This is a genomic window from Mesorhizobium sp. BR1-1-15 (genome assembly GCF_020165475.1).
Lineage (GTDB): Bacteria > Pseudomonadota > Alphaproteobacteria > Rhizobiales > Rhizobiaceae > Mesorhizobium.
In genome coordinates, this window is record NZ_JAIUIF010000012.1 from 32,761 (window position 1) to 58,592 (window position 25,832).

Genomic DNA, 25,832 nt, shown 5'->3' on the forward strand with positions numbered 1-25,832 from the left:
CTACTATGCAGATCGTGCCGGTTGCTTCAACCGCTCATCTGCCGGTTGCGCGCATGCATGCCTGACGGATGCCATCGGATCGTCCGACAACAGCCCGTCGAGCGCCGATGTGACGGCCTTGCGGAACATGTCGTTGGCGGCGAGGGCGGGATCGAAGATGGCGTCGATCGCCAGGATGCCCGCAGCCAGTGCCGGGACGTCGCGTCCGCTTGCCTCCGCTATGCCAGCGATCTTGACGGCATAGGGGTCCGACACCGGCCAGCGCCGGCCGAACCGGGATGAAGCCTGGATCAGATAGGCCATCCAGCCGGCGACGGATACCGACAGCAGCGCAATGCTTTTTTCCTCGCCCAGCCGATCGCGGATCGGGTTGAGTAGGCGCTGCACGATCTTTTGCGAGCCGTCGGTGGCGATCTGGTGGTTGCGGTGGCGGATCGCGGTATTCTGCAGACGGCCAAGGCTCTGCTCGACATAGGCTGATGGGTCCATGCCGGGCACCGGCTTCAACGTTGGCAGAGTCTCCTCGACGAGCATGCGGCGCACGAAGGCCGACAGCAGCGGGTCCGCCATCGCATCGAAAGTGTGTTCGAGGCCGGCCAGCACGCCGAGATAACTGAGTGTCGTCTGAGCGCCGTTCAGCACACGCATCTTGAGATGCTCGAACGGCGTGACGTCGTCGACGAAGGTTGCCCCCACCAGGTCCCAGCGCGGCACGCGGCCGGCGAATTTCTGCTCGATCACCCATTGCCGGAACGGCTCGCCGGCAACGACGGCTCCATCGCGGTAGCCGAAAAGCTGCTCCACACCGTCGAGATCGGCCTGCGTGCTCGCCGGCACGATGCGGTCGACCATGGCGCTGGGGAAGGCGGCATTGGCCGCGATCCAGCCGGCAAGGCCGTTGCCGCGCCGTTCGGCAAAAGTCCGCACGACATTTTCCAGGATGGTGCCGTTCGCCGGGATGTTGTCGCACGAGAGCAGCGTCAGCGGCCGGCCGTGCGTGGCCATGCGTTGCTCCAGCGCCCGCGCCAGAATGCCGGGCACGCTGCGCGGCGTCAGCGGGTTTGCGAGATCGTGGACGATGTCGAGATGGTCGAGGTCGAGCGCGCCGCTGGCCGGAATATGGCAATAGCCCTTTTCGGTAACGGTCAGCGTCACGAATTCGATGTCCGGGGAGGAGAGCACTTCGAGCGCGGGCATAGCGCTCGCCTGGCTATCGACAACGCGCACGATGCTGCCGATGACGCGGGCCTCGACATGGGAATCCTGGCGGATGAGCCTGGTGTAGAGCCCGTCCTGAGGGCCGAGCGTATCGGCGAGCGCCGGCGGACGGATGTTGATGCCGACCACGCCCCAGCGGCCGAAGCTCCGCGCCAGGAGGTCGTCGGTGTATTCGGCTTGGTGGCAGCGGTGGAAGGCACCGACGCCGAGGTGCGCCATGCCTGCCTGGAGCAAGGCACGGTCATAGCCGGGCCTTTGCACCGTCGCCGGCAGGCGGCCGAGCAAGGCCGGACCGAGCGTCTCGGGCGCGGCTGTGCTCACCGGTTGGCTCCGATCACCCACTGTTCCTGGTCGATCAGCGAGCCGGTCATCGGTCCCGCGGCGTCGGAGAGAAGGAAGACGGCGAGCCTGGCCACGTCCTCCGCCGAGAACAGCCGGCCGAAGGGCTGCGCGGCGTTGGCGGCATCGAGCCAGCCGGCGCCGTGGCCGAGCGTCTCGGCCTGCATGACGCGCTCGGCGGGCGTATCGGTCCAGCCGACATTGATGCCGTTGACGCGGATGCGGTCGAAGCGGTGGGCGTTGGCTGCGTTCCTGGTCAGCGTCGCCAGCGCGCCCTTGGTGGCGGAATAGACGGCGAGCTCGGGCGAACCGCAATGGGCATTGATCGACAGGATGTTGACGATCGCGCCGCCCTGGCCCCGCTTCCGCATGTCGGCAATCGCCGCCTGCATGAGGAAGAAAGGGGCGCGGGCATTAACGGCGAACAGCGAGGCCCAGTCGTCGGGGGTCGCATCGAGGAAGGAGGCCCGGTCGGTCAGGCCGGCGGCATTGACGAGACCGTCGATACGGCCGAAGCGGTCGATGCAGGCTTGCGCAAGGAGGGCAGGGGCTGCCGGGTCGGAAAGCTCGGCGGCGATGAAGTGTGCCGGCGTGCCCGCTTGCGAGAGCTCCGCAGCAACGGCCTCGCCGCGCGTCCCGTCGCGGCCGGTGACCAGCAGGCCGCCGGCGCCGGCACGCGCCAAGGTTTCGGCGACTGCCCGGCCGATGCCTTGCGTCGCGCCGGTGACCAGCACCATCTTGCCGTCGAGCTGAAGCTCCATTCCTCCTCCCGGAACAAAGTTTCTATTTCTGAAGATATGGAATGTCAGTTCTCGTTAGTCAACCGCGCAATCATTCTGCCCGTTGGGCCACGACACCATGGACCAAAGCCATGCCGACGGCGAGCGACGCCGCCAGCGAGCGGAAGCCTGCGAAGTCCTGTTCCACAACTTCCAGCCAGGTGTCCGAGAACTTGACCAGCGGAGAAAAAGTGCTGTCGGTGATGGTGACGATCCGCGCGCGCCGCTCGTGGGCGACCGCGACGAGGTCGGGCGTGATCGAATTGTAGGGACTGAAGGAGACCGCCAGCACCGCGTCGCGTCTGCCGATGCAGCCGACCTGGTCGAGCGCGGTGGAGCCGACATTGTCGACCAGCACATTGCGCACGCCTTGCTGCGACAAGGTCAGCGAGAGATAGCTGGTGACGGGAAAGGCGCGCTTGGAGCCGATGACGTAGATCAGCTCGGCGGCCGAAAGCAACGCCACCATTTTCTCGAAGCTCTCGATATCGAAGCCGGTTTCGATGCGGCTGAGCGAGGCCTGCGAGGCGCCGACCATGCCGCGCAGGAAATGCAGGTCGGCATTGGATACGCGCGGCGTGCGTTCCTGGCCGCGCCCTTCCGGCCAGGACGCCTTGACATGGTCCTTGAACAGGCCCTGGAAATCGGAAAAGCCGGCATAGCCGAAGATCTGGGCGAAGCGCACCAGCGTCGAAGGCTGCACCCCTGCCTGCGCGGCGACCTGTGCGATGGTGCCGAGCGCGACGTCGCTCGGATGCTGCCACAGGAAGATCGCGACCTGGCGCAGCCGCTTGGGAAAATGGACCGTGCCCGACGACAGCACCGCGCGCAGCTCCTCGTAAGTCTGCGGCTTGATATAGCCGAGCGCCGCCAGCGAGCGCCCGCGCTTGCGGGTCGTCGCCTCGTCGGCGCTGGAGGGTCCGGATGATTTGCGCGCCCCGCTCATGATTTCAGGCTAGCGCGATACGATCGTTTTACAATATGAAAATTGGAAATCCTGTTCGAGGGTGGTAGCTGTTCTGCAGCGAAGAAGTTCGATGCATTCAACATAGCACCCTATGGCGCCCCCCTCTGTCCTGCCGGACATCTCCCCCACAAGGGGGGAGATCGGATGTCACGCCGGCTTTCGCCAAATTGCCAGCGTTGCATGAAAGGCGTCGCGGTCGACGCTGCCAATCTCCCCACCTGTGGGGGAGATGTCCGGCAGGACAGAGGGGGGCGCTACAGAACTCGACGGTGGGTGCTGGCTTAACATCCTTAAATCGGAGGAGACAAACATGGTCTATGCGACATCGGACGGATCGGCGGGCAAGCGTTTGCGCGTCGGCATGGTGGGAGGCGGGCAGGGCGCCTTCATCGGCGCGGTGCATCGCCTCGCCATGCGGCTCGACGACCAGATCGCGCTGGTGGCCGGAGCGCTGTCGTCCGACCCCGGGAACGCCGCCGCCTCGGCCGCCGAGATCGGCATCGCGCCGGAGCGCAGCTATGCCGATTACCGCATGATGGCAAAGGCGGAGGCGGCGCGCCCGGACGGCATCGAGGCGGTCGTCATCGTCACGCCCAACCACCTGCACGCGCCGGTCGCGACAGCCTTTCTGGAAGCCGGCATCGATGTGATCTGCGACAAGCCGCTGTCGACGACGCTGGGCGAGGCGCAAGCCCTGGTGGCGCTGACGCGGGAGAAAAATCGCCGCTTCGTCGTGACCCTCAACAACACCGGCTACGCCATGGTGCGCCAGGCGCGCGAGATGGTGGCGGCGGGCGAACTCGGCCGCATCGTCTCCGTGCACGGGGCCTATATCCAGGACTGGCTGACCAGGCCGATCGATGCCGACGGCCAGAAACAGGCGGAATGGCGCACCGACCCGGCGCGCGCCGGCCAGTCGGCGGTGGTGGCCGATATTGGCGTGCATGCCTTCAATCTGGCGAGTTTCATCAGCGGCCGCGAGGCCGAGACGGTGTCGGCCGACCTGTTCACCGCCGTGCCGGGACGGCGGCTCGATGATAACGCGCATGTGCTGGTGCGCTGGGCGGGCGGGGCACGCGGCACGATCCTGGCCAGCCAGACGTCGCCCGGCCACTATAATGATCTCTCCGTGCGCATCTATGGCGACAAGGCGGGGCTTGAATGGTCGGGCACGCGGCCCGAGGAACTGCGCTTCTCCAGATATGGCGAGGAAAGCCGCACGCTCGTGCGCGGCGGCCATGGCTCGACGCAGGAAAGCCGGCGCGTGTCGCGCATGCCGGCCGCTCATCCCGAAGGCTATATCGAGGCCTTCGCCAATTTCTACCGCGACGCCGCCGACATCATCCGCGCGCATCGTTCGGGCGCCGCCGTCGATGCGGCCCGGGCGGCGCAGGTGCCCGATGTGGTCGACGGCGCGCGCGGCGTGAAGTTCGTCGCCGCGGCGGTGGAGTCGAACGCGGCTGACGGGGCGTGGACGGCGGCAAGGTTCGGGTGAGGGTGTGCCATCCAATGTGACATCGCGGCCACGCCCGACGGTACCGCGCGGTTGACGGCGATCAAGAGTTGGCCGTCCATTCGGGACCGCGCTGTGTTCCGCCATTTTTCAAGCCCGTTGCGAGGCTGGTTTCGAAGGCAACAGCCGGTTGACTGGCTTCCAAATCGTTGCCGCCGACCTTGCGCGAGGTGATTGCGACGCTATGTCAGGCGCATCCGCGTTGCTCCCCGCCCGCGCATTCGGCAATCTGTCGCTTCTTCGGCGTTGAAGGCTTGCTCCGATGGAACTCGGTCTCATTGGATACTACAGCGACTTCGTGGTTTACCCCCTGGCGATCGCCCTGCTGGCTGTGGCCGGGCTTATCGAGGCCGGCGAAGAGAGCGCGCCAGGCTGGCTGGCGACGGCGCTGGCGTGCCTGTGTCTGTGGACGCTGATCGAATACGTCATGCACCGCTTCGTCCTTCACCACATTCCCTGGATCAGGGATCTGCACGCCCGCCATCATGTCGAGGAGCGCAGTCCGGTAGGCACGCCGACCTGGCTCAGCCTCGGCGTGCATGCGCTTGTCGCGTTCTTTCCCGTATGGATGGTCTCGGATTTCGCGGTCGCCAGCGCGGCGAGCTGCGGGCTGATGCTGGGCTACCTATGGTACGTCAGCATCCACCATGTGATCCATCACTGGCATCCCACTCATCCGAGCTATCTCTACACGCTGAAGCGCCGCCACGCGCTGCATCATCATGTCGACGAAAATGTCAATTTCGGCGTGACGTCGCTGTTCTGGGATCGGGTCTTCGGCACGATGCGGCTCTGAAGCCAACTGGTGTGCGCCATTCGAGGAGCGCAGACAGCCATTCCCGCTTACAATTCCTTCTGCGCCAATTCCCTGAACTCGTCGGGCACGGAGCGGGCCGCCTCCAGCGCCACGGTGCCGTAGTCGACGGCCTGTTTGCCGAAGCGCTCGCGGATCTTGTCGATGGCGCGGTCGGCGCCGAAGCGTGCGAGGCCCTTCCTGGTGCCGGGGCGGCGCTTTTCGTCGGCGAGGCCGAGCGGCAGTTCGAGCTGCAATTCGGCACTTTCCTCCAGATGCGAGACCGAGATCGCCAGCAGCGAAATCGTCCTGTCATGCGGATGATCGGCAAGCACGCCCCGCACCAGGTCTGTCGCGATCTCGGCCAGCATCACCGTCGCCGAGATCGGCTGGTCGAGCGTGATCGAGCGGGTGACGGCGCTGAGGTCGGCGAAGCGCACGCGCACCGTCACCGTGCGGCCGGGGCGCGCCTTGGCGCGCAGCCGGCTGGCGACCCGGTCGGCCAGATGCAGCAGGACAGGGATGTAGACGCATTCCAGTGCCGGCTTGCGGCCAAGCGCCGACTGGGCACCGGCCGAATGGGCGCGGCGACGTGTTTCCAATTTGCGCGGATCGCGGTTCCACGACAAGGCGGCAAGCTTTTCGCCGGCGGCAGGGCCGAGCAGCCGCGCCAGCGCGCCGCTGTGCGTCCTGGCCAGTTCGCCGATTGTCTGGACGCCGATCTCGGCCAGCCGCGCGCTGGTCGCCGGGCCGACGCCCCACATCAGGGAGACCGGCAGGTCATGCAGGAAGGCGATCTCCGTGCCGGGCTCGACCACCACCAGCCCATCGGGCTTGGCCACCTGCGAGGCGATCTTGGCCAGGTGCTTGGTGCGCGCCACGCCGATCGAGATCGGCAGGCCGAGTTCGCTTCGCACGCGGCGGCGAATGGTCGAGGCGATCTCCCGCGGCTGGCCGAACAGATGCGTGCAACCGGCGACATCGGCGAAGGCCTCGTCGATGGAGATGCGCTCGACCAGCGGCGTGAAATCGTCGAGCACCTTCATCGCGGCGTCGCCGAGCCGCTGGTAGTCGCGGAAATTTCCGCCGACGAAAATCAACTGTGGGCAGAGCTCGCGCGCCTTGCGCCCCGGCATGCCGCCGCGCACGCCGAAGGCGCGGGCTTCGTAGGAGGCGGCGAGCACGACGCCGCCGCCGACCGCGATCGGCTTGCCGCGCAGCGACGGGTCGAGAAGCTGCTCGACCGAGGCGTAGAAAGCGTCGAGATCGGCATGCAGGATGGTGGGCTCCATCCCCGGTTCCTCGCGACGTTGTAGAGTATGGAACATAAAGAGAACAAACATTGCTCGCTGTCAAGCGAGGTCGCGATCCGCCGGAACATTGTCGCTCACAATCGCGTTGACGGCCGAAGGGCGCCGCGTGCGGAGGCTGGCATGGGCAACTTTGAAATGATCGATCTGGTTTGCGTCGTCAACGCCTGCTCGACCGACCGCGCCGCGGGGCGGCTGGTTTCGATGGCCAAGGCCGTGGAGGAATTGCGGGTGCTGACCGGCGATTTCGTCTCGGCCGACGAAACGGTCGCGAATGCGCTGAGTGAAGTCGCGCTGCAGTGCGGCTGCGCCGTGCTGTTCGATGAGCAGGCGGGCGCCGACATATTGCGCACGCCATAGCTCGCCGCCGGCGTGCTGCAATGCATCACGCAACCGCTCCAATCGCTTGTTTTTGCGCTATTCCGAACAGAGGGCCGTGACGCGCTTTCTGAGGCGCGTTGCCTGTGCGGGTCGTTGTCCGCGAGGCCGCCTTGGCGACATCCATCAACCGAGATGCTCCGCCCGCAGCGCCTGCCTGAGGCGCTCCAGCGCCGGCTCGCCGTCGGCAGCGAGCTTATCGGCGATCCTTGCCAGATCATCGTCGGCCTTGCGGTGCTTGCTGCCCCAGGCGCCGAGCGTGGCCAGCACGGGCACAAGGTCGACGCCGGCCTCGGTCAGGCGATAGATCGCCTTCAGGCCATGTGTGGGATCACCGCTGCGGGTGAGGATGCCTTCGTCCTGCAATGTCTGGAGGCGCTCGGCCAGCGTACGCGAGGAAATGCCCTCATCGGATTGCAGGAATTCGCGAAAGTGCTTTTTTCCGGCGAAGACCAGGTCGCGGATGATGAGCAGCGTCCAGCGGTCGCCGAGCAGTTCGAGCGACAGGTTGATGGGGCAGCCAGACCGGTCCTGTGTCGACATGTGTATGGTTCCATTTTTAAATCGCTTTACTATTGACATCGTTTTCATCTCAGGTCAATAGTTCCAAATGTAAACCATCGGCAACCGTGCCGGCCGGACGGGTAAAACGAGCCGCTCGGCCCTTGACTGGGAGAACCATAATGAAAAAGCTGATCCTCCAGATGCAGATGTCGGTCGACGGTTTTGTCGGCGCCGCCGGGGATCATCGCTGGCAGCTCTGGGAATGGGGCGACGACAGCGCCTGGGACGAGGAGCTGAAGCGGGACTTCAACGCCGTCTTCGCCGGCATCGATACCATCCTCTTGAGCCGCAAGATGGCCGAGGAAGGCTACCTCACCCATTGGGGCAATGCGGCGAAGAGATATCCGCGCGACCCGTTCTATGCTTTCGCCCAGCGCATCGTCGAGGCGAGGAAGGTGGTGCCGAGCGACAGGCTCAAGGCCTCGCGATGGGAGGGCACGACAGTGGTCAGCGGCGACCTGCCGCGGGAGGTCGACTTGCTGAAGAGGGGTGAGGGCGGCGACATCGCGGTGTTCGGCGGCGCCGGCTTCGCCTCGGCGCTGATCGCGGCCAGGCTGGTCGACGAGTTCCAGCTGTTCATCAACCCGGCCGTGCTGGGCGCCGGCCGCCGCATCTTCGACCAAGGCGGGTTCGGCAGGCTGCGGCTGCTCGGCTCGAAATCCTATGCGAGCGGCATGGTGGTGAGTCGCTACGCGCCGGCCGGCTAATCGAAAGGCATTGCACTGATATCATGCCTGCCGTTGAGCTTGGGCATGGCAGTCGGCGATGCAGCACCAAGCGCGGTTGTGCCTTAGCCCCCAGGGGCGAAGGGAACACGCGCCTCGATGTACTCTTGGTCAACACCTTGGCCTCACCAATTCACTTCGCATCATGAAAAATGATGCCCACCGTGTGCCGCATGCCCGAGCGCAGGCGGCTGACGCCGTGGCGCAGATTGACGCGGTAATTGCCCTTGGTGCCCTGCACCGGCCGATTGTGGACGGCGAAGGAGACGGCATCGCCCTGGCGCAAGGGCACCACTTCCACCCGGCTCTGCATGCGCGGCCGCTGTTCGGTCAGGGCGAACTCGCCGCCGGTGAAATCCTCGCCGGGTTCTGAAAGCAGAACCGCCACCTGCACCGGAAAAGCGAGGTCGCCATAGAGGTCCTGGTGCAGGCAGTTGAAGTCGCCGGGCACATATTGCAGCAGAAGTGGCGTCGGCCTGACCTGGCCGGCGGCGTGGCACTGCTTGAGAAAGGCGGCATGCGTTTCGGGATAGCGCGTGGCGATGCCCATGCGCTCGTTCCAGCGGTTGGCGACCTCGGCGAGCCTGGGATAGAGCGCCGTGCGCAGCCCGCCGATCAGGTCCGGCAAGGGGTAGCGGAAATAGCGGTATTCGCCCTTGCCGAAGCCGTGCCTGGCCATGTGGATATGGCTGCGGAAATGTTCTTCATGCGGATAGAGCCCGGCGAGTTGCCGACACTCCTGCGGCGTGAGCAGCTTTTCCATCACGGCACAACCGAAGCCGTCGAGTTCGGCGGCGAGGGCCGGCCAGTCGTAAGCGGCAACCCGTTCCTCGGCGGCTTTCACCACCGATGCCGCAACCTTGGCATGGGCGTTCATATCGCGGCCTCTTTGTCGAGCAAAGCGTGCTTGCGCTCAGTGCCCCAGCGGTAGCCGGAGGGCGTGCCGTCGGCGCGGACGACGCGGTGGCAGGGAATGCCGAGCGCGATCGCGTTGGCGGCGCAGGCCGTCGCCACGGCGCGGGCGCCGTTCGATTGGCCGAGACGCTGGGCAAGGGCGGCGTAGGTGATGGTTGCGCCGCGGCGGATGCTGCGAAGCTCGCCCCAAACTTTTTGCTGGAACGGCGTGCCGTGGCTGATGTCGAGCGGCAGGTCCAGGCCGGCGGCGGGCGTTTCGATGAAACATGCTATCGCCGCGAGATCGTCATGCAAGGCGGTCTCGTTCTCGACCAGCATCTTGCCGGGAAAGCGGCTGGCGAGGTCCTGCGCCAGCGCCTCTGCGTCGTCGCCGATCAGGATGGCGCAGACGCCGAGGGAACCGCGCGCGGCGAGGATTTTGCCGATCGCGGATTGGGCGATGGCGTAGGTGATGGTGTCGGCGCCGGAGGCTGTCGCCGGCGTGTGGGTTTGCATGAGGTTCATTGCTTCACTCCTTCTGTGTGCCTGAACCCTAGCTGCGTGCCTTCCGTTCCTCACTCCGATGGTTGCTTTCAAATTCAATTTCCGGAACGGTGCGGAGGTAAGTACCCCACGGCGCCCCCCCTCTGTCCTGCCGGACATCTCCCCCACGAGGGGGGAGATTGGCAATTTCGGCGCCCCACTCATTCCTGCAACGTCGTAGATTGGCGAAGGCGGTTGTGACAGCCAATCTCCTCCCAAAGTGGGGGAGATGTCCGGCAGGACAGAGGGGGGCGCCGTAGAGCGCTGATTTATGCGATACGAATGACAGCAACCTCGCCAAGCAAAAAAACCTCGCCTGATAACAGCCGCAGTTCGATCTCGCCGGTCGCGCCACGGCTCCACTCGGCCTTGCCGCTCTCGACAAGCTCCCCGAGCGCAGCCATCACCAGCGACCGCGCATCTTTGGCGCGTCTGACGGCGCCGCGATGGGGGATCCCAATGTCCGCATCGGTGGTGGAAGACCTTGCCATCGCGCCCATTGCCGCTCCTCCTCAGGCCTCGCGGCCGAGCAGCGCGCGCTTGCGCTCCGCGCCCCAGGCGTAGCCGGACAGGGCGCCGTCCTTGCGGATCACGCGGTGGCAGGGAATGGCGACCGCGAGCGCGTTGGCGGCGCAGGCGCCGGCAACGGCGCGGGTCGCCTTCGGCGCGCCGATGCGCCCTGCTATCTCGGCATAGGAGACGGTGCGGCCGGCCGGGATGTCCCGCAGGGCCTGCCAGACGCGCTGCCGGAACGCGGTGCCGCGCAGGTCGAGCGGCAGGTCGAGACCAAGCCTTGGAGCCTCGACGAAACCGACGACGCGGGCGACGAGCGCCTCATAATCGCGGTCGGCGCCGATCAGGCGCGCCTTGGGGAAACGGTCCTGCAGGTCGCGCACCAGCGCGTCCGGGTCGTCGCCGAGCAGGATCGCGGCGACGCCCTTCCTGCTCGACGCGACAAGGATGGCGCCGAGCGAGCATTCGCCGACGGCGAAGCGGATCTCCTCGCTGGCGCCGCCGGCGCGGTAGCGCGTCGGCGTCATGCCGAGCATGCCGGCCGACTTCTCATAGAAGCGTCCGCTCGAATTGAAGCCGGCATCGTAGATCGCCGCTGTCACGCTGGCGCCGTCTTCCAGGCGCCGGCGCACCCTTTCGGCGCGCCGGGCGGCCGCGTAGTCCTTTGGCGTCAGGCCGGTGACGGCCTTGAAGGTGCGGTGGAAATAGCCGGCGCTGCGGCCGGCGGCGGCGGCCAGTTCACCGAGCGACGGTTCCTCCTCGCTCTGTTCGATCCTGCGGCAGGCCTCGGCCACCATCGCGGCGTTGCCGGCCTCGAGCGAAGGTCCGTCGGGATTGCAGCGCCGGCAGGCGCGAAAGCCGGTCGCCCTGGCCTCGTCCAGCGTGTCGTGGAGTTGCACGTTCTTCGGGTTGGCGCGCCGCGACGGGCAGGAGGGCCGGCAATAGACGCTGGTCGTCGCCACCGAATACCAGAAGCTGCCATCGGCCGATTTGTCGCGCGCCACGACTTGCGTCCAGCGCGGATCGTCGGCGACCGGCAGCGGCGCGGGTTTGAGATCCTTGGCAAGGGTGATGAACATGGCCGGCATTGAAGCCGCAGACGACCCGCGTCGCCACCCGTTTCCTGCCAATTGAGAGGTGGACGCGAGCGTATTCGTCGGGACACACAAAGGATATGACAAGATTGATCCGGAGAAGGTGTGATGGAAAACATTCGACCCCTTAAGACCGAGGCCGATTACGATCGGGCGATTGCCGAAATCATCCAATATTTCGAGAACGAGCCGGAAATCGGCTCTCTTGGCGATTACCGGTTTGATGTTCTCGCGACCTTGATCGACGCTTATGAGGATAAGCACTACCCTATCGAAGCACCCACATCCCGTTGAAGGTTATTCACTCACACATTCAACCTGTCGCGAAAGGCGAAAGCCGCCGCTCCCGGTGCCCGATCGCTGTTCCCCGAGCCCTCGTTTCTACGCCGCCCGTTTGGGCTCGACCGCGAACGGGCTGAGGCCGAGCCAGGTCTGCATCTTCCTTGCGATGTGCTGATCTCCGGTCAAGGCGACCTTCGCGCCGGCCTTCTCGACGGTGATCAATCCCATCCAGATCGCCGTCATCGTGTGCAGGTCGGTCGAGACGTAGAGGTCGATATCGAAGCCCGGATCGTACCAGCACAGATCGACCTCGCCATGCTTTTCGACGATCAGCCACCACGACCGTTTGGACGCCGGCAGCTCCTGGTACAGGAATTGTATCACGGTGCGCCCGTCGGGCAGCGGCGAGGGGTTCAGATTGCGCCGCATGTCCCACATCAGCAGCGACGGATCGAGGTTCTTGAGGGACAGCCGGGACTCGACCCATTTCTGTCCCCAAAAGCCCATCGCCTCGACGACGGGGCGCAAATCCCGGCCGGCCTCCGTCAGCCGGTATTCGGAGATGCCCTTCTCGCCCGGCACCTCCTTGCGCTCGACGATCCCGGCGAGCTCGAGCTCTTTCAGCCGTTGCGACAGAAGGCTGGGCGACATTTTGGGAACGCCGCGGCGCAGGTCGTTGAAACGGGTCGAACCCGCCACCAATTCGCGCATCAGCACCATCGTCCAGCGGGTGCACAGCACCTCGGCGGCCATCGATAGCGGGCAGAACTGCTTGTATCCGTGCTGGGCCATGATCCGACGTCCTCCCTCGAAACTGGGCTGAACATTAGGCCTTCATGAAGGAAGCGGCCAGTACGGAAACTGTACCGGCCCGGTACAGATCGCGGACTGGCCGGCGCCGGCCCTGCCATGCGAGCCCTTTGACCGGCCGCGGGGATCTCCCCTGTGCGCCGTAACAGGGAGAAGACCATGACCACCTACGTAATCGCAGACATCAAGGTGAAGAACCCGCAGTGGATGCCGGCCTACGCCGCATCGGTGCACGACCTCGTCCACAAGCATGGCGGCAAGTATCTGTCGCGCAGCGGCAATGTGAAGACGCTTGAAGGCAAGCCGCTCGACACCACTCTGATCGCGCTGATGGCATTCCCGTCGGAAGCGGCGGCGCGCGCCTTCGCCAACGATCCGGCCTACGCGCCCTTCGTCTCGGCCCGTCAGGACGGTAGCGACAGCCGCTTCCAGATGATCGACAACACAGACCTGGCGGGGACGATCCCGTATCTGCCGAAGGGATGAAGCTTTCCTCCATCCGTCGCATCGCTTTCGGGCTCTCCGAGCAACGACAATCACGGCGCTTGCCTGCCGCGCCTCCGTATTTCCGGCGGCCGGCGCGCTGGGCCTTTTCAAGAAGAATGGAATGAACATGATACGCAAATTCCACAACGGGCTTCTCATGGCGGGGGCCATGCTGGCCGTCTGCGCCACTTTCGCCCAGGCCCATCAGGACGAGGTCGCATTTACATCCGGCGCGAATCCACTGGCCGGTAAGGTGCGGGCGGCGAACGGCCGGTTCCTCGACGTCAAGGTCGCCACGGACGAAGGCTATGCGCCCATTCCCTGCGCCAGCGGCATCACCGGCGGCGCGATGGGCATTCACTATGTCAACGGCCAGTACCTGAAGGACGACAAGATCGACATTGCCCGTCCCGAGGCCGTGATGTACGAGCCGATGGCCGACGGCACACTGAAGCTGGTGGCGGTCGAATACATCACCGCCAAGGGGCCGGCGTCACTGGACGGCCAATTGTTCAACTTCAACAGTGCGCCCAACCGCTACGGCCTGGGCGAATTCTACGAGCTGCATGTCTGGGCCTGGAAGGGCAACCCGACCGGCACCTTCGCCGACATGAACCCGAAAGTGTCGTGCGAACACGCGGTGGCGCCCAGCCAGTAAGCAATGAAGCCAGGCGGTGAAGGCCGCCTGGCTCGACGCTGTCCGCTCCGGCCCGTTATCGCGGCGCGGGATTGGGGGCCGCCGATCCCGTATCGGAAGACTGTTGGGCCACGTCGGAAGCCTGCTGCCCCGATGCCGGTAGAACGAAGCGTCCGGTCAGGTACCAGAGCAGAGAGACCACGATGATCGATAGGTAGCCGTCCACGGCATAGTGCCAGCCGGTATAGACCGAGCCGAACAGGATGAGTGCGGCGAACGACCAGCCTGCAACGGCCCAGCGGCGACCAAAGCCGGTGAGGAAGAAGGCATTGAGCGTGACGATGGCGACATGCATGCTTGGCATCGCCGTGATGCCGCTGCCCAGCGCGGAGCTGCCGCTGTCGTGTGCATCGAGCAGATAGCTGGCGGCGAACCGCACCGGCAAGGCATACGGGTCTGCCATCAGCGCTGCGAGCACCCCGGCAAATCGGCTGCCGCCATAGAACCGGTCGTAGAATATCGGCCCGCTGGATGACAGCATGATTGGAAGAACGGTGCCACACAACATCATGGTGAGCGCGAACGCCCAGAGATAGCGGATGCGCCGGGCGGGACTGTTCCAGAAGGCGACGAAGAGCACGACGCCAAGCCATTGCATGAACCACCAGGACATATAGGCCTTGAAAACCAGCATGGAGGCGGGCTCTGAAACGATGCCGTGCGTCCATACCCAAGGATCGACGCCGTGCAGCCAACGATCGAGGTCGGCCAGCATGGGATCGGCATAGTAAGGCACGATCTCCGGTATGGTGATCCTGAATGTCGTGAAAGCGATGATGCCGAGAAAGAATAGCAAGACGACCCGCGCGGCCGCCGGCCCGCGTTCCTTGAGTATGTGCACCATGAATCTTGTCGGCCTGGGCCCGCCATACACCAATGCCGTTAACCCGAGGCCAACCACCAGCAGCACCGGCAGCAAGCCGAGGAATGTCCCGAAGTACTTTATGGACAGCAGAAGATATCGCTCAGGCCGCAGGCAAAGCGCCGTCGCGACGCAGACCAGGCACAGGCCCGTCAGCAGCCAGCTGCTTCTGGTTGTCGCCACGCCAAGATCAACAGTGGAAACCGATCGGAGATCGCCGCCCTGTGTTCCGGTGTAACCACTCATCAGGGAGGTCCCGCCAGCTTTCGAACTTGTCATGAATGTTCTGGCGGCAACGTATTAATATCTTGTTGCACCCGTAATGGTGTCTGGTTTCCAATGTAATACTCAATAGTGTAGTATTGTATTCAAATACGGGCTGAGGACGATGGCGGTGCTGGCCCTGTGTTGGGTTGCTGCCAAGAGGCCTTTCGTCACGCACGTGCAATCGAGAGGGACCACTGCCTGGACGGCGATGGTCCCTCTCATTCAAGCCGCCTTGATCAGGCCGAGCTGGGTCAACGCCGCGACGCCGTCGTCGAGGCCGATCTCCTCGACGATCCTGCCCTCGATCACCTTCAGCACCGTGGTGCCGGTGAAGCGCATGGTGCGGCCGGTGGCGGCGGGCAGCGAACCGACGAGGAAATCGCTGAAGGCCGGACCGGCATGGGTGCCGCCGCCTTCCCACTGGCCGACGACATAGTCGCCTTCGGCGATGAGGTCGGCGGTGGCCCAGAAGTTGAGGTCCGGGAAGGCAGCGCGGAAATCGGTCATGAAGGCCTTGATGTCCTCGCGGCCGCGGCGCGGTTCATGCAGCGAATATTTGAGGAGCATGTCGGGCGCGGCGATGGCGTCGACGACGGAAAGATCGCAGGTTTCACCCCAGAAATCAGTGAACCATCTAACGACGACGGCCTTGTTGTCTTCCTGTTTGGTCATGGGAAAAGTCCTCTTGTGTTTGCACGAGATCGCCAGGGCGGGCGGCGACCCCGCGCAAACACTAGGAGGATCGCCGGGCGGGCAAACTCCGCTTCTTGCCCGCCAATCGAAAGTCGGGACCGCAAGCGAGGAACGCGGCGGAGGCACCGGCGTGGTAACGCTTTCTTCTCTGGTTTTGCCGCAGATTGTCCCCGGCGGGGTTGGACGAAACGGAAGATGGCGGGTCAGGACAAGAAAAGCCGTGATGGAACGTTCTGGGAGAAGGCCCTGGAGCGCGCCCAACTTGGCGTCTGGGACTGGGACCTTCGGACAGGCGAGTGTTTCTATTCCGCCACCTGGGCGCGGATGCTGGGCTATGACGAGGACGAGCTCGCCAACAGCAGCGACCTCTGGCTGCGGCTTACCCATCCCGACGATCGCGAGCAGGCGCTGGCCAGCGGCGACCGTCACATCGCCGGCCTGACCGACACCATCGAGACCGAGCTCAGGCTCCGGCACAAGCAAGGCCACTGGGTCTGGGTGCTCGACCGCGGCGGCATCGTCGAACGCGACGGCGACGGCCAGCCGATCCGGCTGATGGGCGTGCAGACCGATATTTCGAAACAGAAGGCGGCAGAGGCCGCGCTGGAACAGGTCAACATCCGCTTCCGCCTGGCGCTCGCGGCCAGCGGCACCGGCATCTGGCACTACGACATCGCCAGCAACAAAAGCTATTGGGATTTCCGCACCAGGGAAATATTCGGCCTTGTCGCCGTTACCGACGAGGTGACGGCCGACCTGTGGCACAGCTACCTGCATCCCGACGACAAGCAGGCGGCCGAACGCGCCCACAGGGCGCCGCTGGAAACCGACGGCGTCATTGCCGCGCAATATCGCATCATCAGGCGCGACGGCGATATCCGTCATGTCGAATCGCTGGTGCGTTTCGTCGCCGCCGCCGGTGCCGCCGGCCAGATCCTCGGCACGGTGCGCGACATCACCGAGGACAAGCTGCGCGAACAGGAACTGGCCTATGCCGCCCGCCACGACGCGCTGACCGGCCTGTGGAACCGCGCCGCCTTCGACAGGCTGCTTGGCGAGCATATTGCGGTGGGGGCGCCGCTGGCGGTGTTCTATGTCGATCTCGATTACTTCAAGGCGCTCAATGATTTCGCCGGGCATGCCGCCGGCGATCTGGCGCTGAAGAGCGTCGCGGGGGGCATACGCGGCTGCCTGCCGTCGTCGGCGCATGCGGCGCGCCTGGGCGGTGACGAGTTCGCGCTGCTGGTGCCGCATTGCGACGCGGTGCAGGCCGAGCGGATCGCCGGGGCCGTGCTTGGGGCGGTGCGCGAGGCCGATCTCGGTCCGGCCGCGTCATCGCGCCGACTGGCGGCCTCGATCGGCATCGCCTTCATCGATGACGCCACGACCACCGTGGCCGATGCGCTGGCTTGCGCCGACGACGCCTGCTACGCGGCCAAGGCGGCGGGGCGCAACCGCTTCGCGGTGTTTTCGGCCGCGGCGCGATCGGGAGCCGCCGGCCTCAATGCGGCGCGCATCGCAGCCGACACCGTCGATGCCATGGACGACGGGCGGCTGAAACTGTTCGGCCAGGAAATCCATCTCCTGGGAAAGCCATGGCAAGAGTGCCGGCACGTCGAAGTGCTGGCGAGGCTCGCCGCGCGCAACGGGCGGCTGGTGCCGCCGGGCGAATTCATCCCGGTGGCCGAGCGTTTCGGTATCGCCTCGAAACTCGACCGCTGGATCATTCGCACGGCGCTGTTGCGGCACGGACCGGCGCTGCTTGCCGGGGCGCTGACGCTGGGCTTCAACCTGTCGGCTCAGACATTGAGCGATCCGGGGCTGTGGGATTTCGTCGACAACACCATCGAGGAAACCGGTGCGCCGCATTCCGGCATCGGATTCGAGATCACCGAAACCGCGGCCGTCACCAATTTCGATGCCGCGGAGGACTTCGTGCGCAAGGCGCGTGAGCGACGCTGCCGGGTCAGCCTCGACGATTTCGGCGCCGGCATGAGCTCGTTCGAGTATCTCAGGCGCTTTCCCGTCGATGCGATCAAGATCGACGGCTCGTTCATCGAACATATCACCGACAGCCGCTTCGACCGCGAGATCGTGCTGGCGATGACCGGCATTGCCAGGAGCCTCGACTTCGCCGTGGTGGGCGAAAAGATCGAACGGCACGATACGCTGGCCATGCTCCAGGACATGGGGGTCGCCTACGGTCAGGGCTTCTTTCTGCATCGTCCCGAGCCGCTGGAGGCGATCGTTTCGCGCGCGACGGCCGGAACGCCCGACAGGCGGCGCGCCTGAAGCGGGCAAGCCGCCCGCCAGAATCGCCGAGCCACTCCAACACTCCATTAGGCAATCCCGAAGAGCTGTATTAGGCAATCCCGAAGAGCTGTTAAGCACGGCCCCTGGAACGGCTCCGGGCGGTCGGCCGGGCGCGGCGGAACGATCACTGGCGGTCGGCGAACCGTGCCGATCGCGGAAACTCCAACACCTCTGCCTCCGATCGCCTGTGCTGCGCCTCCGCGACCGCTTCGATCAGCAGGTCGAGGGCTTCGCATGCCGAGCGGCTTGTCTCGTCATCGCCGCGCAAATAGTGATAGGCGCGTTCGAGATGCACCCGGGCGGCTGAAAAATCGCTGGTCAATGATCCCTCCATTACCTCGCCCTAATATATCTTGGCCGGTCTGGCGGAACACAGGGTAAATATCCACAGGCGGATTTTATTCAAATGCCGGGGGATTCCGGCAAGAAGGGCGAGGCGGTGGCTGTCAGGAGAGACAACGCCCAACCCCTTTGCCATGCCTTGCCACGCGGCTAGAATGCTACTCCCTTGTCCGAGGATGGCAGCCATGATCGTCCAGGCCTGCATCAATGGCGCACGACCGCGCGATTTTCATCCGAAATTGCCGCTGACGGCGCAGGCGATGGCGAGCGATGCGGCCGCCTGCGTCGCCACGGGCGCGGCCGAGCTGCACATCCATCCGCGCGGCGCGGACGGGCGCGAGAGCCTGGCCGCCGTGGACGCGACCGTGCTGGCGGTGCGCCGGGCCTGTCCCGGCACGCTGATCGGCGTGTCGACAGGCGCCTGGATCGAGAATGACGTCGAGCGCACCCGCGCGGCGATCGCCGGCTGGCGCGAACTGCCCGACTATGCCTCGGTCAATCTTTCGGAGGCCGACGCGCCCGGCGTGATGGAGCTTTTGCGCCAGCGCGGCGTCGGCATCGAGGCCGGCCTTGCCACAACGGAAGATGCCCAGCGGTTCGTCAGTCTTGCCGATCACGGCCGGGTGCTGCGCATCCTGATCGAGATCGACATACAGGAATTGCCCGCCGCACTCGCCGAGGCGCACGGCATCGCCGCCGTGCTGGACCGGGCCGGGGTGCGGCGGCCGATCCTGCTGCACGGCGCCGATGCCACGGTCTGGCCGTTCGTGGAGCTCGCGCGTCGAAGGCGCTGGTCGACGCGGGTCGGACTGGAAGACGGCAGGACGCTTCCCGATGGAAAGGTGGCGCAGGACAATGCGGAGATCGTTGCGGCGGCGGCGGTGTTTTGGTCGAAAACCTGAAGGGTCTCAAGCGCCTTGGCTGTGCAGCCGGTGCGACAAGCCGACCCGACCTGCTCCGCCATAAATCGTTCTCACTCGAGGCGCAGCTAAATAAAGGCAAATTCGGCCTGGCGCGGGGAGCCTTGTGCAACTGCCGCGGAGTTCCTGCATGTCACTGTCCGGTACCACAACTCGCTACGGAAGCCTTGCCCAGGCATTCCACTGGTTGACGGCACTGCTCGTGCTCATCGCCTTCCTGGTCTCGGCAGGCGGCCCTCCTACGCGCGTTTATTCAGCGCCCAGGGCCTCGATGCTGCTGCTTCATGAATCGCTCGGCTTCGCGGTTTTCTGGCTGCTGGTGATCCGCCTGGCCTGGCGGCTGTTCGATCGCATTCCCGATGCTCCGTCCATGCCCGCCTGGATGTATGTCGGGTCGAAGGCGGTACATTGGGCGCTCTACGCGTTGATGTTCGCTGTGCCGGTGACCGCCATGCTCGGCGCATGGTTTGGCGGCCATCCGGTCACGGTGTACGGCTTCGGTCCGATCGGTCCGCTTTTCGCCCCATGGGACGTCGGCGCTTCGCTGGCGGAAATACACGGCACGCTTGGCGACATCCTCATGTGGCTGGCCGGCCTGCACGCCGCGGCGGCCGTCTTCCACCACGTTCTTCTGCGAGATCGCGTGCTCAGCCAGATGCTGCCCGGCTTGGCTGCTCCAGAATGATCCGGATCGCCTGATCCACCACGGGATGCAGGCCGCTGGCCTGGAAGGACAGGCGGTTGCCGGAGCCGACATTGCTGGTCATGGCGATGGTAAGACCGGTCGCCGGATCATGCAGCATGACCGCGACATAGCCCGGAATGCTGCCCTGATGGCCGTAGAAGGCGCGGTCGGCATAGGCGCTCTGGAACATGCCGGCGCCGGTCTCGCGCATGCGGGTGCCCGGGAAGCTCGCCGGCACGCGGCGTTCGAACATCTCGGCGAAGAAAGGCGGCGACAAGAGCTTGCCGGAGAACAGGCTGCGCATGAAGCTCACCATGTCGGACGGCGTCGACACCATGTCGCCGCAGCCATAGGCGGCGCCGAATGGGAAGGAATCGGAAGAATCCTGCAATTCGTCGGAGTAGGGCAGCACGCCGTCCATGCGCCACATCTCGCCGCCGGAAGCGATGTCTGTCGGTGCGCCCGGCGCCAGCGGCGGCCGGTGGTAGTAGCCGCGCACCATCGACCTTTCCGGGAATGCTTCGGTGGCTGGCGACCAGGTGTTTTCCAGGGCGAGCGGCCGCAGGACCGCGCTTCTGACGTAGGCGCCGAGGGACTGGCCGGTGACGGCCTCGATCACCATGCCGGCCAACACATAGCCGGTGTTGTTGTAGACAGCGGGTCCGCCCGGTGCCTTCTGTTTGTCGGAGGCGAAGGCGATGTCGACCAGCTGCTGCGGCGTCCATTGCCGGCCCGGATCCATCGGTATGTAATATTCGAATTCCGGCAGGCCGCTGCGATGGTTGATCAGCTGGCGCACCGAAATATTCCCTGCGCCCGGCAGATCCGGGAACCAGGAGGAGATCGGCGCGCCGAGCTCGAGCTTGCCGGTCTCGGCGAGCTTGACCAGGGCGGCGGCGACGAAGGTCTTGGTGCAGCTGCCGATCTTGAACAGCTGGTCCGGTGTGACTGATGTGCCATGTGCGCGATCGGCTAGGCCCGCGGTGAGGGCGATTGGCGCGGCGCCTGTCGAATAGGCCAGCGAGGCACCCACCGCGCCGTCGGCGAGGTAGCTGTTGAGGAGGGAGGTCAGGTCTTTCGGCATTGATATCGCTTTCTTTTTTCCTTCTCCCCCTGTGGGAGAAGGTGGCCTCGCGAAGCGAGGTCGGATGAGGGGTGCTCCAGGGAACACCAACGTCTCATTCCGCTGGAACACCCCTCATCCGTCTCGGCGCTGCGCGCCGATCCACCTTCCCCCATATGGGGGAAGGACAGGGAGCGCCTGCCCTCACTCAGCCACATCGACCGCGGCGAAATTCTGTCGGCCGAAGGGGTCGAGGATGTAGTTGAGCACGCTCTTGCGGATCGGGATCGCCACCAGCGAATGGGCGATCGGCGCCACCGGCACCTCGGCCTTCAGGATTGCCTGCGCCTTCGCGTAGATCGCGGCGCGTTCTTTCGGGTCGGCGGCGACGCGGCCTTCATCCAGCAGCTTCTCGAAATCCTTGTCGCACCAGCGCGAGCGGTTCGAGCCACCCTTCACGCCGTCGCAGGACAGGAGATAGCTCAGCATGTTGTCGGGATCGCCATTGTCGCTGCTGCCGCCGAGCAGGAAAGCGTCCTGCTCGCCCGCTGCGGTGCGCTTGAGATATTCGCCCCATTCGAAGCTGACGATCTCGGACTGCACGCCGACCTTCGCCCAGTCGGCCTGGATCATCTCGGCCATGCGCTTGGCGTTGGGGTTGTAGGGGCGCGACACCGGCATCGCCCACAGGCTGATCTTGAGGCCGCTTTCGTGGCCTGCTTCCTTCAGCAGTTTCTTCGCGCCGTCGGGATCGTAGTCGATGCCGGCATCGGTAACGGCGCCGAGCTGCGCCGGCGGCACGACGCTGCCGGCAACCGTGCCGGCGCCGGCATAGACGGCATCGACGATTGCCTTGCGATCGACGGCCTTGGCAAGCGCGGTGCGCACGCGGACATCGCCCAGCGGCTGATGTTCGACGTTGAAGCCGAGGATGCCGATATTCTGGCCCTTGAGGTCGAGGACCGTAATGTCTGGATCGGCGCGCAATTCGGCGACGGCACTGGGCGGAGGCGGGGCCGCCACCTGGCATTCATTGGCCTTGAGGCGCTCGACGCGGGTGGTCGGCTCGGGCGTGACGGCGAAGACCAGCGTGTCGATCTTCGGCGCGCCGCGCCAGTAATCCTTGTTGGCGGCATAGCGCACCTGGCTGTCGGGCACATAGGCCTCGAGCATGAACGGGCCGGTCCCGACCGGCTGGCTGTCGATTAGCTCCGGCGTGCCGGCGGCCACCATCTTTTCGGTCTGCTCCAGCGACAAGATCGAGAGGTAGTCGAGCGCCAGCCCGGCCAGGAAGGTGACGTTGGGGGCCGTCAGCGTGAAGCGCACGGTGTAATCGTCGACCTTGTCTATTTTGTCGATCAGCGTGCCCATGCCCAGCGCGTTGAAGTATTCGTAAGAGCCGCCGCCGAGCTTGTGGTAGGGATTGTTGGCGTCGCGCTGGCGGTTGAACGTGTAAAGGACGTCGTCCGCGTTGAACTCGCGCGTCGGCGTGAAATGCTCGTTCGACTGGAATTTCACGCCTTGGCGCAGGTGGAATGTGTAGGTCTTGCCGTCCGGCGAGACATCCCAGCTCTCGGCCAGCGCCGGTCCGACTTCGGTCGTGCCCGGCTTGAACTCCACCAGCCGGTTGAAGATCGTCTTGGCGGCGGCATCCATGGTGGAGTCGGCGATGCCGATCGCCGGGTTGAAGGTCTCGGGATTGGCCTCCGAGCAATAGACGAGCGTCTTGGCATGAGCCTGCCCGCCGAGAAGGACGGACGAGGCCAGAAGGGTCGAGCCAAGCACTGTGCGCAGAACGGTGGATTTCATCGCAAACGCTCCTGATGACACTTTTTCTGGTTGAGGGAAGGGCATGAAATTCATGGCGTCGCCGCCGGGGCCAGGAAGCGGTCGGGCGCCAGCGCCGCGGCGGTGACGCCAAGCGCGGTGACATCGTCGGGCAAGGGTTGGCCGCGCATCAGCGCCGAGCCGAGCCGCGCCAATGTCAGCGACACCTGGAAACCGTAGCCGCCCTGGCCGCCGAGCCAGAAGAAGCCGGGCAGGCGCGGGTCGAAGCCGGCGACCGGCGTGCGGTCGGGCGCGAAGGTGCGCAGGCCGGCCCAGGGCGTGGACGGGCGGCCGATGCATATGGACGTCGCCTGCTCGATCCGGTCGACGGCAATGGCGACGTCGATGTCTTCCGGCCAGGCGTCGCAAGGCTCGGAATCGGTTTCGTCGGCCAGCGAGCCGATCAGCCTGCCGGCGTCTGGCTTGAAGTAGAATTGTTCGTGCAGATCGACCACCAGCGGCCAGCCGGCAATGTCGGCGCCCGCGGGCGGGTCGAACAGGAAGGCGGTGCGCCGCTTGGGCTGGAAGCCGAGGCCGGTGAGCCCCGCCAGGCCGGCCACGACATCGACCCAGGCGCCGGCGGCGTTGACGACGATGTCGGCGGGATAGGCGCCGGCACTGGTGGCGACGCGCAGGCCATTGCCGGCGCGCGCGATCGCGCGCACCTCTTCGCTCGTGCGCATGATGCCGCCCCTGGCCTTCAGTGCCGAAGCGCAGGCCGCAAGCATCTTGCCGGTATCGACGTCCACCGCACCCGGTTCATGGACACCGCCGCATGTGGTTTGCGGATCGATGACGGGAACCAGCGCATGCAGCTCAGCGGCGGAGAGGCGGCGTACGCTCGGCACCATGGCCTGCAATTCGCCGGCCAGCCGGTCGACGGCCGCGCCGTCATCGGCGCGGCCGACATGCAGCGCGCCACGTTGATGCGCGACGAAGCCGCCGTCGAAGATCGCCCGGCGGCTCGCCAGCGTCAGCGCGCGCACCAGGCGGTTGCCATAAGTCTCGGTGAACAGGGCGGCCGAGCGGCCGCTGGCATGATAGCCCGGCTGGCTCTCGCGCTCGATGAGGGTGACGTCGGCCCAGTCCGCCACCTCGGCGGCAAGCGAGAGGCCGGCAATGCCGCCGCCGATGACGACGATTTTCGGGAGTGAATTCGACTGCATCGTTCAGTCGTAAAAATAATTTCTTATCCAGTCAATATTTAGCGTATAAGAAAATTGTTGGCGTTGTTGATGACGGCGGGAAGTTCAATTACCTAGGATGGAGCGGCGCGATCCCGCGGCATGGAGCTGATATGTCGGAGCAACCGAAGCTGGGTGATTGCCTGCGCGGCTTGAGGAAGACGCATGGCTGGACCCTCCAGGAGGTGAGCAGGCTCACCGGTGTCGCGGTGTCGACGCTGTCCAAGGTCGAGAACGACCAGATGTCGCTGAGTTACGACAAGCTGCTGCAGATCTGCGAAGGGCTCGGCATCCATGTAACGGAACTGCTCAGCGGCGACCGCAAGCAGCCGGCGGCGCGCACCCGCCGCTCCGTGACGTCACCGTCCAACACACTGCGCCAACTGACCCGCAATTACGACTACCGGTACCTGGCCACCGACCTGGTGCGCAAGCGCATGGTGCCGATCCACGCCTATGCGCGCGCCCGCACGCCCGAGGAGTTCGGGCCGCTGACGAAACATGCCGGCGAGGAATTTTTGATCGTGCTCAAGGGCGAGATCGAGCTGCACACCGACCAGTACGCGCCGGTGCGGCTGAAACAGGGCGAGAGCGTCTATATCGATTCCACCATGGGCCACGCCTACCTCTCTGTGGGCGACGGCGACGCCGAAATGCTGTGCGTCTGCTCCGGCGACGAGCCCGACATGGAAGGCACGCTGCTCAGCGTGCTGGAGACGGTGGAAGGATAGGGCGGAAAGGCCGGGGCAAAGCTGCACGACCTTCTCACTCCTCGCTATAACGAAACGGTTTGCCCCAATCCCTGCCGCACCGCCTCGCGATAGGCGAGGTCGGCTGCCACCATGTCCTCCATGGCCACACCCATGGCCTTGTAGATGGTGATCTGTTCGGCGCTGACCCGCCCTGGCCTGAGCCCCAGCAGCATCTCGCCGAGTTCGGTTCCGGTTTGCGGATCGAGGCCGTCAAGTTCGCAAGAGCCGACCGGAGTAGGGGCGAAGGCATCGGCCGTCTCGACGAACAGACTGCCCCTACCGATAAGCGAAACAGGCAGTTCGCCGCCGGGCGGAGCGACGCCGACCGACGAGACATGGGTGCCGGGCCGCACCCAGTCGGCCGAGATCACCGGCTCGTAGGAGTGCGTTGCCAGGCAGACGACATCCGACGAGCGTATCGCGGCCTCGAGATCGTCGACGGCGACGACGCCGACATGCCGGGCGGCAAGCGCTTGCGCATCGGCGAATTCCTTCGAGACCACGCGGATCTCGGCGAAGTCGCGCACCAGCGGCAGGAGATTGAGATGTTGGCCGGCCTGCACACCGGCGCCGACCACGGTCGCGATCCTTGCGTCGGGGCGGGCGAGTTCGCGCACCGAAAGCACGGCTGAGCCGGAAGTGCGCACGGCGGTGATGTAGGTGCCGTCCATGACACAGACCGGCATGCCCGTCGCAGGGTCGAACAGATGGATGGTGGCAAGGTGGCTTGGGATGCCGTCGGCGATATTGCCCTCGAACACGTTGACGATCTTCACCGTCAGGTGCATGCCCGCCATCCAGGCGGGCATCGCCAGCGAATAGCCGGCCTGCGGAATGTCGAGCTGCGGCCGGGCCGGATTGACGACTTTGCCGCCGGACAGCGCCTTGAAGCCGCTGGCCAGCGCGTTGAGAAGCTGGCGAAGATCGACGCATGTCTTCACCTCGGCCTCGCTCAGGACGAGCACCGGTGTGTCGCCCTTGGCCTGGGCGCTGCGGGAGATCGATAGGGCTGTCGTCAT

General features: G+C 65.3%; 28 protein-coding genes. 11 read left to right on the forward strand and 17 right to left on the reverse strand.

Features of this window, described 5'->3' with window-relative positions; all coding sequences use genetic code 11:
* Positions 1-3: 3 nt before the first annotated feature.
* The 3 genes from LB541_RS19930 to LB541_RS19940 form a co-directional block, all read right to left on the reverse strand.
* Positions 4-1,539: a mannitol dehydrogenase family protein gene (locus tag LB541_RS19930; RefSeq protein WP_140622970.1), complete on the reverse strand. Its 1,536-nt coding sequence runs from the start codon at positions 1,537-1,539 to the stop codon at positions 4-6.
* Complete coding sequence (locus LB541_RS19935; RefSeq protein WP_140500072.1) at positions 1,536-2,318, reverse strand: SDR family oxidoreductase; 783 nt, start codon at positions 2,316-2,318, stop codon at positions 1,536-1,538. Before LB541_RS19935 ends, LB541_RS19930 begins: the two co-directional genes overlap by 4 nt.
* Before the next feature lie 70 nt (positions 2,319-2,388).
* Complete coding sequence (locus LB541_RS19940; RefSeq protein ID WP_140622972.1) at positions 2,389-3,282, reverse strand: MurR/RpiR family transcriptional regulator; 894 nt, start codon at positions 3,280-3,282, stop codon at positions 2,389-2,391.
* A gap of 331 nt (positions 3,283-3,613) precedes the next feature.
* Between LB541_RS19940 and LB541_RS19945 the strand changes: the two genes are divergently transcribed.
* Positions 3,614-4,798, forward strand: coding sequence for a Gfo/Idh/MocA family protein (locus LB541_RS19945; RefSeq protein ID WP_224619421.1), 1,185 nt, complete (start codon positions 3,614-3,616; stop codon positions 4,796-4,798).
* A gap of 280 nt (positions 4,799-5,078) precedes the next feature.
* Positions 5,079-5,612, forward strand: a complete 534-nt coding sequence (locus tag LB541_RS19950) for a sterol desaturase family protein (protein WP_140500066.1) — start codon at positions 5,079-5,081, stop codon at positions 5,610-5,612.
* Positions 5,613-5,659: 47 nt separating this feature from the next.
* Here LB541_RS19950 and dinB read toward each other — a convergent pair whose 3' ends face one another.
* Entirely contained in the window at positions 5,660-6,901 is a 1,242-nt protein-coding gene (dinB, locus tag LB541_RS19955; RefSeq protein WP_140622976.1) for a DNA polymerase IV, read from the reverse strand.
* A 141-nt stretch (positions 6,902-7,042) separates the two neighbouring features.
* Here dinB and LB541_RS19960 point away from each other — a divergent pair, with 141 nt between their 5' ends.
* On the forward strand, positions 7,043-7,279 hold the full coding sequence (locus tag LB541_RS19960; RefSeq protein WP_140500063.1) for a hypothetical protein: 237 nt from the start codon (positions 7,043-7,045) through the stop codon (positions 7,277-7,279).
* A gap of 144 nt (positions 7,280-7,423) precedes the next feature.
* Here LB541_RS19960 and LB541_RS19965 read toward each other — a convergent pair whose 3' ends face one another.
* A complete protein-coding gene (locus LB541_RS19965; RefSeq protein WP_140622978.1) occupies positions 7,424-7,840 on the reverse strand; it encodes a winged helix-turn-helix transcriptional regulator in 417 nt (138 codons plus the stop codon).
* 140 nt (positions 7,841-7,980) lie between these two features.
* Between LB541_RS19965 and LB541_RS19970 the strand changes: the two genes are divergently transcribed.
* Complete coding sequence (locus tag LB541_RS19970; protein WP_140516033.1) at positions 7,981-8,568, forward strand: dihydrofolate reductase family protein; 588 nt, start codon at positions 7,981-7,983, stop codon at positions 8,566-8,568.
* A 151-nt stretch (positions 8,569-8,719) separates the two neighbouring features.
* Here LB541_RS19970 and LB541_RS19975 read toward each other — a convergent pair whose 3' ends face one another.
* The 4 genes from LB541_RS19975 to ada form a co-directional block, all read right to left on the reverse strand.
* On the reverse strand, positions 8,720-9,463 hold the full coding sequence (locus LB541_RS19975) for a 2OG-Fe(II) oxygenase (RefSeq protein ID WP_140521491.1): 744 nt from the start codon (positions 9,461-9,463) through the stop codon (positions 8,720-8,722).
* Positions 9,460-10,005, reverse strand: coding sequence for a methylated-DNA--[protein]-cysteine S-methyltransferase (locus LB541_RS19980; RefSeq protein WP_140557843.1), 546 nt, complete (start codon positions 10,003-10,005; stop codon positions 9,460-9,462). Before LB541_RS19980 ends, LB541_RS19975 begins: the two co-directional genes overlap by 4 nt.
* Before the next feature lie 287 nt (positions 10,006-10,292).
* Positions 10,293-10,523: a hypothetical protein gene (locus tag LB541_RS19985; RefSeq protein WP_140500055.1), complete on the reverse strand. Its 231-nt coding sequence runs from the start codon at positions 10,521-10,523 to the stop codon at positions 10,293-10,295.
* Positions 10,524-10,535: 12 nt separating this feature from the next.
* Positions 10,536-11,615, reverse strand: a complete 1,080-nt coding sequence (gene ada, locus LB541_RS19990; RefSeq protein WP_181174996.1) for a bifunctional DNA-binding transcriptional regulator/O6-methylguanine-DNA methyltransferase Ada — start codon at positions 11,613-11,615, stop codon at positions 10,536-10,538.
* Positions 11,616-11,738: 123 nt separating this feature from the next.
* Between ada and LB541_RS19995 the strand changes: the two genes are divergently transcribed.
* Entirely contained in the window at positions 11,739-11,924 is a 186-nt protein-coding gene (locus LB541_RS19995) for a transcriptional regulator (RefSeq protein WP_140500052.1), read from the forward strand.
* Between the two features lie 87 nt (positions 11,925-12,011).
* On the opposite strand, the gene LB541_RS20000 is transcribed toward LB541_RS19995, so the two are convergent.
* A complete protein-coding gene (locus LB541_RS20000) occupies positions 12,012-12,704 on the reverse strand; it encodes a winged helix-turn-helix transcriptional regulator (protein ID WP_140500050.1) in 693 nt (230 codons plus the stop codon).
* A gap of 177 nt (positions 12,705-12,881) precedes the next feature.
* Here LB541_RS20000 and LB541_RS20005 point away from each other — a divergent pair, with 177 nt between their 5' ends.
* Both LB541_RS20005 and LB541_RS20010 read left to right on the forward strand, forming a co-directional pair.
* Complete coding sequence (locus LB541_RS20005) at positions 12,882-13,208, forward strand: DUF1330 domain-containing protein (RefSeq protein ID WP_140500048.1); 327 nt, start codon at positions 12,882-12,884, stop codon at positions 13,206-13,208.
* Between the two features lie 121 nt (positions 13,209-13,329).
* Entirely contained in the window at positions 13,330-13,866 is a 537-nt protein-coding gene (locus LB541_RS20010; protein ID WP_181167216.1) for a hypothetical protein, read from the forward strand.
* Between the two features lie 55 nt (positions 13,867-13,921).
* Here the strand turns inward: LB541_RS20010 and LB541_RS20015 are convergent, their stop codons facing one another.
* Together LB541_RS20015 and LB541_RS20020 are read right to left on the reverse strand one after the other, a co-directional pair.
* Positions 13,922-15,013 (reverse strand): phosphatase PAP2 family protein, encoded by a 1,092-nt coding sequence (locus tag LB541_RS20015; protein ID WP_140817871.1) that lies wholly within the window; start codon positions 15,011-15,013, stop codon positions 13,922-13,924.
* A 243-nt stretch (positions 15,014-15,256) separates the two neighbouring features.
* A complete protein-coding gene (locus tag LB541_RS20020) occupies positions 15,257-15,706 on the reverse strand; it encodes an ester cyclase (protein ID WP_140516026.1) in 450 nt (149 codons plus the stop codon).
* Positions 15,707-15,922: 216 nt separating this feature from the next.
* Between LB541_RS20020 and LB541_RS20025 the strand changes: the two genes are divergently transcribed.
* On the forward strand, positions 15,923-18,019 hold the full coding sequence (locus tag LB541_RS20025; protein WP_224619422.1) for an EAL domain-containing protein: 2,097 nt from the start codon (positions 15,923-15,925) through the stop codon (positions 18,017-18,019).
* Positions 18,020-18,164: 145 nt separating this feature from the next.
* On the opposite strand, the gene LB541_RS20030 is transcribed toward LB541_RS20025, so the two are convergent.
* Positions 18,165-18,362: a hypothetical protein gene (locus tag LB541_RS20030; protein ID WP_181165267.1), complete on the reverse strand. Its 198-nt coding sequence runs from the start codon at positions 18,360-18,362 to the stop codon at positions 18,165-18,167.
* A gap of 205 nt (positions 18,363-18,567) precedes the next feature.
* On the opposite strand from LB541_RS20030, the gene LB541_RS20035 reads away from it, so the two are divergent.
* Complete coding sequence (locus tag LB541_RS20035; protein WP_224619423.1) at positions 18,568-19,284, forward strand: 3-keto-5-aminohexanoate cleavage protein; 717 nt, start codon at positions 18,568-18,570, stop codon at positions 19,282-19,284.
* A gap of 148 nt (positions 19,285-19,432) precedes the next feature.
* Entirely contained in the window at positions 19,433-19,987 is a 555-nt protein-coding gene (locus LB541_RS20040) for a cytochrome b (RefSeq protein WP_140500038.1), read from the forward strand.
* Here the strand turns inward: LB541_RS20040 and LB541_RS20045 are convergent.
* The 3 genes from LB541_RS20045 to LB541_RS20055 all read right to left on the reverse strand — a co-directional run bounded on the left by LB541_RS20045 (position 19,950) and on the right by LB541_RS20055 (position 24,043).
* Positions 19,950-21,071: a serine hydrolase domain-containing protein gene (locus tag LB541_RS20045; RefSeq protein WP_140516020.1), complete on the reverse strand. Its 1,122-nt coding sequence runs from the start codon at positions 21,069-21,071 to the stop codon at positions 19,950-19,952. The genes LB541_RS20040 and LB541_RS20045 overlap by 38 nt on opposite strands.
* 183 nt (positions 21,072-21,254) lie before the next feature.
* On the reverse strand, positions 21,255-22,859 hold the full coding sequence (locus LB541_RS20050; protein WP_140630677.1) for an ABC transporter substrate-binding protein: 1,605 nt from the start codon (positions 22,857-22,859) through the stop codon (positions 21,255-21,257).
* 50 nt (positions 22,860-22,909) lie between these two features.
* Positions 22,910-24,043 (reverse strand): NAD(P)/FAD-dependent oxidoreductase, encoded by a 1,134-nt coding sequence (locus LB541_RS20055; RefSeq protein WP_140670987.1) that lies wholly within the window; start codon positions 24,041-24,043, stop codon positions 22,910-22,912.
* Positions 24,044-24,174: 131 nt separating this feature from the next.
* Between LB541_RS20055 and LB541_RS20060 the strand changes: the two genes are divergently transcribed.
* Positions 24,175-24,792, forward strand: coding sequence for a helix-turn-helix domain-containing protein (locus LB541_RS20060; protein WP_140516014.1), 618 nt, complete (start codon positions 24,175-24,177; stop codon positions 24,790-24,792).
* A gap of 44 nt (positions 24,793-24,836) precedes the next feature.
* On the opposite strand, the gene LB541_RS20065 is transcribed toward LB541_RS20060, so the two are convergent.
* A complete protein-coding gene (locus LB541_RS20065) occupies positions 24,837-25,832 on the reverse strand; it encodes an ornithine cyclodeaminase family protein (protein ID WP_140516012.1) in 996 nt (331 codons plus the stop codon).